The following is a 12,017-nucleotide window of genomic DNA, read 5'->3' as shown; positions in this document are numbered from 1 at the left end:
GCTAGTTTTTTGTATGTTATTATTTCTTTTTAATTTTGCCTGTCCAAGATTTAAATCCACCTTGTAATTGGTAGAAATCTTTGTAGCCTTGTTTTTTTAAGTATTGCGCTGCACGACCTGTACGGAATCCGCTTTGGCAATATAAGTAAACAGGTTGATCTTGACGAAGTTCTTTATGGCGAAGGCGAATTTGTGATAACGGAATGTTACGTGCACCTAAAATGTGCCCTGCGTTATATTCGTCTGTTTCACGAATATCGATAAGCTGTGCTTTACGGTAGCCAGCGCGAAATTCTTCTTCTGTAAGAGTTTTAATTAATTTTTTCTGATAGAAGTACATCCATACAGTGTAGCCGATAAATGCTACGATTACGGCTAATAAAATAATCCAAGTTGTTGACACGATTCTATCGCTCCCTTTTTTCTTATCCTACTTTCAATATTATAATGCCCATATGTATTTATGCAACAGATTCATTTGCATATAAGAAGAAATTTCGTATTCTTTCACAAATTTTGTCGAATTTGGTAGACTAGAGAATGTGAAAAATAATTGGTTATATGAGGTGCAGGATGGGAAAAGAAAAATGGTGTTATATTAACTCTGGTCAATGTTCACCGGCATTCAATATGGCGTTAGATGAATGTTTGTTAAGTTGGCAAAGTGAAAAGAAAATGCCACCAACAATTCGTTTTTATGAATGGGAAGTACCAACATTAACAGTTGGATATTTTCAACGTGTTGAGAAAGATATTAATATGGATGTAGTTAACGAAAAAAAATATGGATTCGTTCGTCGTCAAACAGGCGGCAGGGGTGTACTACATGACAAAGAGTTAACGTATAGTGTTATTGTGTCTGAAGATCATCCGAATATGCCAAAAACAGTTACAGAAGCGTATCGTGTTATTTCGCAAGGCTTATTAGATGGTTTTAAGGCATTAGGGTTAGAAGCATATTATGCAGTTCCAAAAACAGAAGCAGATCGTGAAAATTTGAAAAATCCACGTTCAGGTGTATGTTTTGATGCACCATCTTGGTATGAAATTGTAGTGGAAGGAAGAAAAATTGCTGGTAGTGCTCAAACACGTCAAAAAGGTGTTATTTTACAGCATGGATCGATTCCATTAGAAATTGATTTAGATGAACTATATGATCTATTTTTATTCCCAAATGAACGTGTGAAGGAACGTATGAAGAGTATGTTCTCTTCTAAAGCAGTAGCAATTAATGAATTAACAGACCGTACATTTACGATAGAACAGTTAATTAAAGCGTTTGAAATTGGGTTTGAAAAAGGATTGGATGTAGAACTTGTTCCATATGAATTAACAGAAGAACAGTTACATGAAGTTCAAACGTTAGCGAAAGAAAAGTATGAAAGTAATGAGTGGAATTATAAAAAATAAGAGATGGCAATTGCCATCTCTTATTTTTTTATAGTAAATTAAGTACTTTTTCTACTTTGATTCCTTTATCTTGTAAAGAACGAAGACGACTTACAACGTCCATGATGTTCAAACGTTAGCGAAAGAAAAGTATGAAAGTAATGAGTGGAATTATAAAAAATAAGAATTGCCATCTCTTATTTTTTTATAGTAAATTAAGTACTTTTTCTACTTTGATTCCTTTATCTTGTAAAGAACGAAGACGACTTACAACGTCCATAATTTCTTTATCAAATGTAACGCTAATACCTTGGCTTTGTAGTTCTTCTTTTAAGCTTTCAATAGAATCATCTATGTCGATGCCAAGCTCGTAATCTTGACAAACTTCAATTGTCTTTTTCACGAGTTTAACATAATTTTCTTGTAGTTTTGAATTTGTTTCAGTCAAAGCAGGCTGCTTCGGTTTTGCAGGAGCAACCGGTGCTGTCTCTTGCTTTGTAACTGGAGTAGGGACTACTTTTTTCACAGGTGCTGGAGTAGTTAGTTCTACAGCCGCTTCTACGCTTACTGGCTTCGGTGTCGGTACCGGAGTAGGTTTAGGTGCCATAGCAGGTGTTTCCACACGCGTAACAGGCTTAGGAGCAGGTGTAATTGCTTTTGGAGCTTCTACAACTACTTCTTTTTTCGGTGCTGCTTCTACCTGTGTTTCTTCTTGCTCGACAGCTTCTTTATTTTCTTTACTCCACATAACGCGTTCAATTTCTAGAGAAACATTGTTTTTGTTCATCGCTGTTAATGTAACTTTACCAACTTCAGCGTTTCCAGTGAAATCAACAATTTTATAAATAACACTCTTGTTCCAATCCACGTTTCCGCTCAAAAATAATTCTTCGTTACATTTCGGCGTTAAGCCCTCGATTTTAATTTCTGCGTTTACACCGTTTTCACTATATACCATAATTAGCGAAGCATTTACATCTTCGTCTGCTAACATTAGTTCACGTACCATTTTGCCGGTGCGTACTTGCGTTTTCTTCTTAACTGACATCTAATTTCTCCTCTCAAAAATTCAGTAATAATAAAAAAATCGTATAACGAAAAATAATTGCTCACGAAGATTTATGATACCGATAATAAAAGCATCACGTCAACAATTAACTTTAATTATTTTGCATTTTTCTTATTTTCTTTATGAAATTTTTCAATTTGTAAAATTAGACAGAAGAAAAAACAGCCTTTTGAAGGGCTGTTAAAAATTTGATTTTTTATATAAAAATTTGTACAAAATATAAAAAGAAAGTGTAATAAGAGAACCTTGCAAAATAGACAAATTATAAAATAAGTATGATTGTGTTTTGAAAAATACGTTTGCAAAAACTGATAAGACAAAAGGTATAAATACTGATAATAAGAGGAGTGCTTTTTGTTTCCAGGAAACTAATATCGTAAAAGAGAAACGTCTAAATAAAGAAAAAGTTATAAAAGCACCAATTGTTAAAACGATAGCAGATAATATTGTTCCAGGAATACTAAATGGAATTCCTGAAGTGTTTGTACTTGAAAATAGTTTTTGCATAAGAGTAGTGAATGTATCGTATCCAATTTGAACAGCTAATAATAAACTAACCGCAAACCCAATAACGGCAGCTTGTTGGAAAGAATTTTGATGTTCCGAAGAGTTAATTAATTCATCGCAGTAAGCTTTTAAATCCTCTCCGAAAATGTCATGTGCAGTTTTACCGTCTTCTTGCGCTTCTAAAAGATGATCCAATATTTCTAAAAGTAATTCTTCCATTTGTTTTTGTGGAACGCTAGTAAGGCGTAAATAAATAAGCATATCACCATAAGCAGCTTCGTTTTCAGCTGTTAATAACTCCCTCTTTTCATTGTTTAATTTAACCATTTCTTTTTCAGTCATCATATCGTTACTCCTTTTTAAAGTCTAAATATTCTTTTTTGTAGAAGAGTTTATATAGTGCATAGCAAGAGATGGCTAGTAAAGCGCCAATCCAAGGTGAGATTTGTAATGTAGTATAGGGCTGTTTCATAAAGAAAAAGGAAATACCGATTAATAGTATCCATAGGCTATGGCGTATGAAAAATTCTCCAAGTTGCCTCCAAATAGTTGTTTTATTTTTAAATAAATCAGTGTTAATAAAATCGAAAACAAAACGTATCATAAGATGTACGGACAAGATAAATGCAATCAGATAAATGAAATCAATGTGTACAAATTTAAAACGTGCTTCATTTGAAAATAAGGGAAATATCAATGCAATTACGGAAGAAACAGCAAAATATATTGCTAACAGGTAACTAGTTATAAATAAAGGAATCGATAATTGTTCCCATAAACTTTGTGTCGGTAGGGCAGCAATTAGTTCGTCACAGTATGCCTGTAAGTCGTCGCCAAAAATATCATAAGCACTTTTTTCTTCTTGCTGGGCTTCGATAAGGTGATCGAGAATTTCGATTAGCAGTTCTTCCGTGTGGTATTCTGGTACTTTAGCTAAGCGAATGTATATTAACATGTCACTATAGGCGGTTTCATTTTCTGTAGTTAATAATTTACGCTTTTCGTTATTTAGTTCGATTAAATCTTTCGCCTTCATCCCTATCACTCCCCCTGTAATAAGTTATTTACCGTAGTAGAAACCATTCCCCAGCTTTTTTTAAATTCTTCAAGTTGTTCTACCCCTTTATCGGTTACGTGATAATATTTTCGCTTCGGACCGAGTGAGGAAGCTTTTAATGTTCCTTCAATCAATTTTTCTTTTTGCATACGTAATAATAACGGATATATGCTTCCTTCGCTTACGAATGTAAAGCCGTGTTTATTTAATTTTGTGCTCAGTTCATATCCGTAAACTTCTTCTTGTGAAATGATGTATAGGATGCAACCTTCTAGTACACCTTTTAACATTTGGCTGTGCATGATTTCACCACCTTTTACTCAGGTAACTTGCGTTGCAAGGTAGCCGTTATCCAAATTATAACATTCAGTAACTTGCAACGCAAGTTACTGAAGTGGAAAACTTTAATGAGTGTTAACTTTTCAACGTTTCCCATACTAACGAGAGGGAAGCACATGAAACCATTTATGCCAAAACTCGTTTACTTTGAACCAAAGGCACTTGAATATCCGCTTGGAAAAGAGCTTTATGAGAAGTTTACGAAGATGGGATTAGAGATTCGTGAAACGACATCACATAATCAAATTAGAAATTTACCAGGAGAAAATGATTTGCAAAAGTATCGTAATGCAAAGGCTACACTTGTCGTTGGAGTGAGGAAGACGCTAAAGTTTGATACGTCAAAACCGTCAGTTGAATATGCAATTCCGCTCGCCACAGGGTGTATGGGACATTGTCATTATTGCTATTTGCAAACGACACTTGGGAGTAAGCCTTACGTTCGTGTGTATGTCAATCTTGATGAAATATTTGAGAAGGCAAAGCAATATATGGATGAAAGGGCACCTGAAATAACAAGATTTGAAGCGGCGTGTACATCAGACATTGTTGGGATTGATCATTTAACACATGCATTAAAGCGGGCGATTGAATTCATTGGAGAAAGTGAATATGGGCGTTTACGTTTCGTTACGAAATATTCGCATGTTGATCATTTATTAGATGCAAAGCATAATGGGAAAACTCGTTTCAGGTTTAGTATAAATTCACGATATGTAATTAAAAATTTTGAACCAGGGACATCGCCGTTTGAAGAGCGAATTGAGGCGGCTCGTAAAGTAGCAGGTGCAGGTTATCCACTTGGTTTTATAGTTGCACCACTTTATATGCATGAGGGATGGGAAGAAGGATACCGCGAATTATTTGAACGACTGTACAATGCGCTGAAAGATATGTCGATACCAAATTTAACGTTTGAATTGATTCAGCATCGTTTTACGAAACCAGCGAAAAAGGTTATTCAAGAGCGTTATCCAAATACGAAGCTTGAAATGGATGAAGAGAAGCGAAAGTATAAATGGGGACGATATGGAATTGGGAAATATGTATATAAAAAAGATGATGCAGAAGTATTGGAGGAAACGATTCGAGGATATATTCATCACTTTTTTCCTGACGCAGAAATTCAATATTTTACATGAAAGGAACTTGTATTTGAATACAGGTTCTTTTCACTTTTGTAGATTTAGGCTCGTTTCCACCTTGTCACGTTATTCTTTCTGGTGTATCATTTTATTGATTGCTTCGTACGGAATAAGCAAAATGAAATTGGATGGAGGAAACCGATGCCTACCCCTAGTATGGAAGATTATATTGAACAAATTTATTTGTTGATTGATGAAAAGGGTTATGCCCGTGTATCTGATATTGCTGAAGCGCTTAGTGTACATCCATCCTCTGTAACAAAAATGGTACAAAAATTAGACAAAGACGAATATCTAATTTATGAAAAATATAGAGGGCTTGTATTAACATCAAAAGGTAAAAAAATCGGAGAACGTCTCGTATATCGACATGAATTGTTAGAACAGTTTATGCGCATTATCGGTGTGGATGAAAGTAAAATTTATAATGATGTAGAAGGAATTGAACATCATTTAAGTTGGGAATCAATTGACCGTATCGGTGATTTAGTACAATACTTTGAACAAGATGAGGTTCGAGTGGAAACACTTCGTGGTGTTCAAAAAGCAAATGAAGAGAAAAGTAATTAAGGGGAACGGATGGCGTTTCCTTTTTTATTTCAATTCGAAAAGGATGGGAGAATTATGAAAGCAATTATTTTTGATTTTGATGGATTAATTGTGGACACAGAAACGATATGGTTTCACTCTTTCAGAGATGCTGTTCGTGAATACGGCGGAGAGCTACCTTTAGAGGAATTTGCGAAATGCATTGGAACAACAGATGAGGTGCTTTTTGCATATTTAAATGATCAATTAAAAGAGAAGTTTAACAAAAGTGTATTAAAAGAAAAAGTGGCAACTTTACATAAAGAGAAAATGAAAATACCAGAAGCTCGTGACGGGGTAAAAGAATATTTAGAAGAAGCGAAAGAAATGGGATTAAAAATCGCACTAGCTTCTAGTTCGTCTAGAGAATGGGTTATTCATTTTTTAGAAGAGCTACAGATTCGAGAATATTTTGAAGTAATTAAAACGAGAGAAGATGTTGAGAAGGTAAAACCAGATCCAGCTCTTTATCGAGTTGCAATAGAAGAATTAGGAATTAAGCCATCTGAAGCTGTTGTATTTGAAGATTCATTAAATGGATTGAGAGCAGCAGTTGCAGCGGGATTAACATGCGTTGTTGTACCTAATGATGTGACACGGAATTTATTATTTGAAAATCATCATCTTCGAATTGAAAGTATGAGAGAGAAAAGTTTAAAAGAAGTGCTTCAAAGTATAAAAAAAGACCGTATTTCCTAAAAGGAAGCACGGTCTTTCTTTTTGCTTTTTTTGCCTTCAATGACAGTTAAATGAGACTGTTTTCTTTTTCGTTTCAAAGTGGAAGAATTCCCTTTTTTACTTTTGTCATTAGAAGTATTTGACTTAAGGAAAGAATTGCCTAGGGGTGCTACATTTTGTTTCCCATGTTTGCGGTTCGATTGTTTTGCCGCACGCTTATATGAGCTTTGCGAATTTGCAGAACCACTGGAATTTGTAAACATCTTGTATAGCAAGTAAAAGATACCGACAACAAGTAACATGTACCCGATATTTCTTAATACACCCATGGGATTTGTAATAACAGATGAAACAAGGCCGAATATTGCCAATCCAATAATAAGCACAAATATAGCGAAAGTAAACGAACGACCGTTCATAAGGGACACCTCCTAAAAACGTATATTAAAATTAGTATATTAACGATGAGGAAAGGAGTTGAACACCATTTTTAAATAATTATTGTTTGTTCTCTAAACGTAATAATTCTTCAAACGATGCAATTGCTACTTCCACTTGGTCATCTGTTGGTTCTTTCGTTGTTAATAGTTGTAGCCATAACCCAGGATATCCAAGTACGCGTAATACGGGAATATCTCTTAATCGATTTGTAAATTGCAATACTTCAAAAGAAATACCAAGTACAACTGGAATTAATAAAATTCGGTTTATAACTCGTGCCCAAAGAGGATCTGTAGGGACTAGGAAATAAACGAACATTCCAATAATGACTGTAAATATAATAAAGCTACTGCCGCATCTATAATGGAGGCGAGTTTGCTTTTGAACGTTTTCTACAGTCAGAGGAAGGTTATTCTCATAAGCATTGATTACCTTATGCTCTGCACCGTGATACTGAAATACCCGCTTAATAAGTGGGGTTAAAGAAATAAAGTATATATAGCTCAATAATAGCATGAGCTTAATGACACTTTCGACAATGATTTGCCCAGTATGAGATGGGAAAATCGGTCTCGTTAATTCAGCTAATAGTGCAGGAACTGCTGTGAAGATGACTTTACCGAATATGAAAGATAAAACGCCAACAGCTGCAACTCCTAATACCATCGTTAATTTTGATTGTTCTTCTTTTTTATTTGCAATTTGTTCATCATCTTCTGGGTGGACGTCAAATCGTTCTGAAGCGAAGTTTAAATGCTTTGCTCCATTCGCACTTGCATCCACAATAGCGGCAATACCTCGTAAAAATGGAATTTTTTTTAGGATAGATAATACTTTATTACGAACGCGTGGTAATCGATAAAATTCAATCGATTTATCTTTACGACGAACCGCTGTAACAGTATATTCTCTACCGCCAAACATAACTCCTTCAATGACCGCTTGCCCGCCATATATTTGTTTTGACTCTTCTGCCATGTTAACACCAACCTGTATTTGTTTCTCTCTTATGTAGAAAAAGAGGCAATTGTCATACTGGGTTCTGTCGTTTTGAAATAAGACAATCACCGAGTTTCCTTTATTTTATCGGCAAATACAAGTAGATGACAAGGGAAAATGTTATGAGAGTCGGACATTTCTTATTCTTTTTATAGACAAATTTCGCAGGATTTAAACATGCTTCAAAATAGTTTCGGGCATACTATTGAGCGGAGGTGTCGATGTGAGTCAAGAACAATTAGGAACAAGGAATTTTGTACAAATCGGTTTGTTTGGTGGAATCTTTTGGGGCGGGATATGGTATTTCCTTCATATATTTTCATTCACGGAGGCGGGACCGAATTATTTCCTTTTACCATTTGCGTTTGGAAGTTGGAAAGAAGGTGTATGGGGGAATGTGTCAGGAATAGTTTGTATGGGACTTCTTTCAATTTTGATTGCCTTTTTGTATAAAGCATTTTTTGCGAAGTTTGAGGGGATTATTGCGGGAATTATTTATGGATTATTTTGGTGGGCATTACTGTTTTTTGGGATGGGTTTAATGGCTCCTGTTATTAAAAGTGCGCTCCATTTACCAAAAGAGACAATTGTAACGACAATATGTATTTTTATATTGTATGGTGTGTTTATAGCATATTCTGTTTCTTACGCAGTAAATAGCAATAAAGTAGAACAAGAAGGGCGAGAGAAGACGAACTATTCAAATAAGTAACTCCTATGTTAAAATATTGTATAGATATTTAATATTAAGGAGTTTTAAGAATATGAAAAAGTTACTCCTCGTAAACGGGCCTAACCTAAATCGCCTCGGTGTTCGTGAGGTAAATGTATATGGAAAGGGCACGCTAGCGACACTTGAAGCAGATATGAAGCAAGAAGCGGAAACAATGGGAGTGGAGTTAGAATGTTTCCAATCGAATCATGAAGGTGCCATTATCGACATTATTCATGAAGCGGAAGATATATATGAAGGGATCATTTTAAATCCGGGAGCATTTACGCATTATAGCTATGCGATTCGTGATGCCATTGCGAGCATTTCGATTCCTGTTATTGAAGTACATATTTCTAACATTCATCAGCGTGAATCGTTTCGTCACGAATCTGTGACGGCAGCTGTTTGTGCAGGACAAATTGTTGGATTTGGTTTTTATGGCTATAAGTTAGCGTTATTTGCATTAATGGAGAAATTGAGGGAGGCATAAAGTAATGGAGAAAATTGAAAGATTACGAAGTGCATTTGGTGAGGCTGGCATTGACGGTATTTTGTTAACAAATGAACATAGTCGTAGATATATGGCTAACTTCACAGGAACAGCAGGTGTAGTTCTTATTTCAAAAGATCGTGCTCAATTTATTACAGATTTCCGTTACGTCGAGCAGGCAAGTAAACAAGCGGTTGGATATGAGATTGTACAGCACGCAGGATTAATCATTGATGAAGTGGCAAAGCAAGTGAAAGAGCTTGGAATTCAAAAGCTTGGTTTTGAGCAAGATACTCTTACATATAGTTCTTATTCAGCGCATAAGGAAGCGATTGATGCTGAATTTATCCCAACTTCTGGACTTGTAGAAAAGTTACGCTTGATAAAGACTGATTCAGAGATTAAGATATTAAAGGAAGCTGCACAGATTGCAGATGCTGCCTTTGAGCATATTCTATCATTCATTCGCCCGGGAGTATCTGAAATTGAAGTGTCAAATGAACTTGAATTTTTCATGAGAAAACAAGGAGCAACATCTTCTTCGTTTGATATTATCGTTGCTTCAGGTCTTCGTTCGGCATTACCGCACGGCGTGGCATCTGAAAAAGTGATAGAAACAGGAGATTTCGTTACATTAGACTTCGGCGCTTATTACAAAGGGTATTGCTCTGATATTACTCGTACGATTGCAGTCGGTGAACCATCTGATAAATTAAAAGAAATTTATAATATCGTTTTAGAAGCACAACTACGTGGTGTGAACGGTATTAAAGCTGGTTTAACAGGTCGCGAGGCTGATGCGCTAACGCGTGATTACATAACGGAAAAAGGATATGGTGAATACTTTGGACACTCTACTGGTCATGGAATAGGTCTTGAAATCCATGAAGCGCCAGGTTTAGCGTTCCGTTCTGATACAGTACTTGAACCCGGTATGGCTGTAACAGTAGAACCAGGTATTTATATTCCAGGTATTGGCGGCGTACGTATTGAAGATGATATCATTGTGACAAGTGAAGGTAATGAAGTAATTACGAAATCACCAAAAGAACTTATTATTTTGTAATACACAGGAGGATTTTTTTACATGATTTCAGTAAACGATTTTCGTACAGGTTTAACAATTTCAGTGGACAATGCCCTTTGGCAAGTACTTGATTTCCAACACGTAAAGCCAGGTAAAGGTGCTGCATTCGTTCGTTCTAAACTACGTAACATTCGCACAGGATCTGTTCAGGAGAAAACATTCCGTGCAGGTGAGAAAGTAGAAAAAGCACACATCGAAAACCGTCGTATGCAATACTTATACGCAAGTGGTGAGGCTCACGTATTTATGGATAACGGAACTTATGAGCAAATCGAGCTTGGTGAAAAACAAATCGAGCGCGAGCTTAAATTCCTAAAAGAAAACATGGAAGTAGCAATCATGACTTACCAAGGCGAAGTACTTGGTGTTGAACTTCCAAACACAGTTGAATTACAAGTTACAGAAACAGAGCCTGGTATTAAAGGTGATACTGCTTCTAACGTAACAAAACCAGCTACATTAGAAACTGGTCTTGTTGTACAGGTACCAATCTTCATTAACGAAGGCGAAATGCTTATCATCAACACTGGTGAAGGTAAATACGTTTCTCGTGCATAGTAGAAAAGCACTCGTGATAATTCACGAGTGCTTTTTTTATAGGAAATAGGGTAGATAGTAAATAGCTGTTACAATAAAACTGAAAGCTGTAAGACTAGCAGCACCTACTGTGTAAGGGCTCCATGTCATACGAAAAGGTTTTACTTCACCTGTTTTATATATAGTGTGATCAATGTTGGCATTTTGGTTTATATTTAAAGCAATGAGCCAAATTGTACCAAATATCCCTAAACTACCAAGGAAAAAGGTCTCTATAAATGACCAACCGACCAACAATGAAAAAAGATAAATAAGAGCTAATTCTACTACAACGGTTAAACTAATTTTCAATGCCTTCATATTTTTCCTCCTCACTCTGTAATTCCAACCAGTTTAAAAAATTTTCACGTGACACGACATGCAGAGAGCAAGGTGACTTTACTTCTTTCTCTAGTGCAGCGTGTTCGTCTGGAAACTTGTTTTCCACATGCAATGAAATATAAGGTAGTTTTTCTTGTGCTTTTAACGAGCGGATATTATTCATTTTAGCACCAGCAAATACGTAGGAAAGTTGTAAGTCTAAAAAAGCGATTTTAAAGATTTCTTTTTTAGCAGCCTCGTTATAGCCTTTTCCCCAGTACGGATAGCCGAGCCAACTACCAATGTGAGATTGCTTCTTCTCATTATTAATATGTTTAAGTGTGGTGAGGCCAATTATTTCATTCTCTTCATTTACAATCATTCTCGATAATGATTTCTTTTGATGTTCTTCTTCTATTGCGAAAAGAAGAAATGTTTTCGTGTCTTCGATGTTTTCTACCGTTAGCCCTAATGCATTTTTTATATGTGGATCACTTGATAGCTCGAAAATCACATTTGTATAGCATAAATCGAGTGGTAATAAAGTGACGTGCTGCATGGCTTATACCCCTTTTAAACTAAATATACCATAATATACCACGTAAAAATATGAATA

Annotated in this window: 17 protein-coding genes; 8 read left to right on the top strand and 9 right to left on the bottom strand. The window is 35.6% G+C overall.

Annotated features, from left to right (window positions below):
* Positions 1–19 precede the first annotated feature (19 nt).
* On the bottom strand, positions 20–403 hold the full coding sequence (locus DN400_RS13930) for a rhodanese-like domain-containing protein (RefSeq protein WP_000108654.1): 384 nt from the start codon (positions 401–403) through the stop codon (positions 20–22).
* A 170-nt stretch (positions 404–573) separates the two neighbouring features.
* Between DN400_RS13930 and DN400_RS13925 the strand changes: the two genes are divergently transcribed.
* Positions 574–1,410 carry a lipoate--protein ligase family protein gene (locus DN400_RS13925; protein WP_000514092.1) on the top strand — a complete coding sequence of 279 codons (837 nt, stop codon included), beginning with the start codon at positions 574–576 and terminating at the stop codon, positions 1,408–1,410.
* A 184-nt stretch (positions 1,411–1,594) separates the two neighbouring features.
* Here the strand turns inward: DN400_RS13925 and DN400_RS13920 are convergent, their stop codons facing one another.
* From DN400_RS13920 to DN400_RS13905, 4 genes are all read right to left on the bottom strand, one after another.
* Entirely contained in the window at positions 1,595–2,437 is an 843-nt protein-coding gene (locus DN400_RS13920) for a hypothetical protein (protein ID WP_000111924.1), read from the bottom strand.
* A gap of 201 nt (positions 2,438–2,638) precedes the next feature.
* Positions 2,639–3,307 (bottom strand): DUF1048 domain-containing protein, encoded by a 669-nt coding sequence (locus DN400_RS13915; RefSeq protein ID WP_071713561.1) that lies wholly within the window; start codon positions 3,305–3,307, stop codon positions 2,639–2,641.
* A gap of 7 nt (positions 3,308–3,314) precedes the next feature.
* The gene (locus DN400_RS13910; protein ID WP_072940265.1) at positions 3,315–4,001 is read right to left on the bottom strand and encodes a DUF1129 domain-containing protein; all 687 of its coding nucleotides are present in this window, start codon (positions 3,999–4,001) and stop codon (positions 3,315–3,317) included.
* A gap of 5 nt (positions 4,002–4,006) precedes the next feature.
* Positions 4,007–4,324, bottom strand: coding sequence for a PadR family transcriptional regulator (locus DN400_RS13905; RefSeq protein ID WP_071713559.1), 318 nt, complete (start codon positions 4,322–4,324; stop codon positions 4,007–4,009).
* Between the two features lie 153 nt (positions 4,325–4,477).
* Here DN400_RS13905 and splB point away from each other — a divergent pair, with 153 nt between their 5' ends.
* The 3 genes from splB to DN400_RS13890 all read left to right on the top strand — a co-directional run bounded on the left by splB (position 4,478) and on the right by DN400_RS13890 (position 6,793).
* Entirely contained in the window at positions 4,478–5,503 is a 1,026-nt protein-coding gene (gene splB, locus DN400_RS13900) for a spore photoproduct lyase (protein ID WP_000802128.1), read from the top strand.
* A 144-nt stretch (positions 5,504–5,647) separates the two neighbouring features.
* Entirely contained in the window at positions 5,648–6,076 is a 429-nt protein-coding gene (gene mntR, locus DN400_RS13895) for a transcriptional regulator MntR (protein WP_001143080.1), read from the top strand.
* A 54-nt stretch (positions 6,077–6,130) separates the two neighbouring features.
* Entirely contained in the window at positions 6,131–6,793 is a 663-nt protein-coding gene (locus DN400_RS13890; protein WP_033657528.1) for an HAD family hydrolase, read from the top strand.
* Here DN400_RS13890 and DN400_RS13885 read toward each other — a convergent pair.
* Both DN400_RS13885 and DN400_RS13880 read right to left on the bottom strand, forming a co-directional pair.
* Positions 6,790–7,191, bottom strand: coding sequence for an SA1362 family protein (locus tag DN400_RS13885; protein WP_001014464.1), 402 nt, complete (start codon positions 7,189–7,191; stop codon positions 6,790–6,792). The genes DN400_RS13890 and DN400_RS13885 overlap by 4 nt on opposite strands.
* Before the next feature lie 79 nt (positions 7,192–7,270).
* Entirely contained in the window at positions 7,271–8,191 is a 921-nt protein-coding gene (locus DN400_RS13880) for a DUF1385 domain-containing protein (protein ID WP_000807120.1), read from the bottom strand.
* A gap of 244 nt (positions 8,192–8,435) precedes the next feature.
* On the opposite strand from DN400_RS13880, the gene DN400_RS13875 reads away from it, so the two are divergent.
* From DN400_RS13875 to efp, 4 genes are read left to right on the top strand one after another with little or no spacing between them, the layout of a single operon-like run.
* A complete protein-coding gene (locus tag DN400_RS13875) occupies positions 8,436–8,924 on the top strand; it encodes a YqhR family membrane protein (RefSeq protein ID WP_147801718.1) in 489 nt (162 codons plus the stop codon).
* Positions 8,925–8,976: 52 nt separating this feature from the next.
* Positions 8,977–9,417 (top strand): type II 3-dehydroquinate dehydratase, encoded by a 441-nt coding sequence (gene aroQ / locus DN400_RS13870; protein ID WP_000735140.1) that lies wholly within the window; start codon positions 8,977–8,979, stop codon positions 9,415–9,417.
* Between the two features lie 4 nt (positions 9,418–9,421).
* Entirely contained in the window at positions 9,422–10,483 is a 1,062-nt protein-coding gene (gene pepQ / locus DN400_RS13865) for a Xaa-Pro dipeptidase (protein WP_000411057.1), read from the top strand.
* Positions 10,484–10,504: 21 nt separating this feature from the next.
* A complete protein-coding gene (efp, locus tag DN400_RS13860) occupies positions 10,505–11,062 on the top strand; it encodes an elongation factor P (RefSeq protein ID WP_000626513.1) in 558 nt (185 codons plus the stop codon).
* 36 nt (positions 11,063–11,098) lie between these two features.
* On the opposite strand, the gene DN400_RS13855 is transcribed toward efp, so the two are convergent.
* Together DN400_RS13855 and DN400_RS13850 are read right to left on the bottom strand one after the other, a co-directional pair.
* Positions 11,099–11,401, bottom strand: a complete 303-nt coding sequence (locus DN400_RS13855; RefSeq protein WP_000645574.1) for a hypothetical protein — start codon at positions 11,399–11,401, stop codon at positions 11,099–11,101.
* Complete coding sequence (locus DN400_RS13850) at positions 11,382–11,960, bottom strand: GNAT family N-acetyltransferase (protein ID WP_001164993.1); 579 nt, start codon at positions 11,958–11,960, stop codon at positions 11,382–11,384. The genes DN400_RS13855 and DN400_RS13850 overlap by 20 nt, the downstream gene beginning before the upstream one ends.
* Positions 11,961–12,017 lie beyond the last annotated feature (57 nt).

The sequence above is a fragment of the Bacillus sp. AR8-1 genome, assembly GCF_008042345.1.
In the GTDB taxonomy this organism is placed as follows: Bacteria; Bacillota; Bacilli; order Bacillales; family Bacillaceae_G; genus Bacillus_A; species Bacillus_A cereus.
This window is presented reverse-complemented; position numbering and strand designations above follow the sequence as displayed.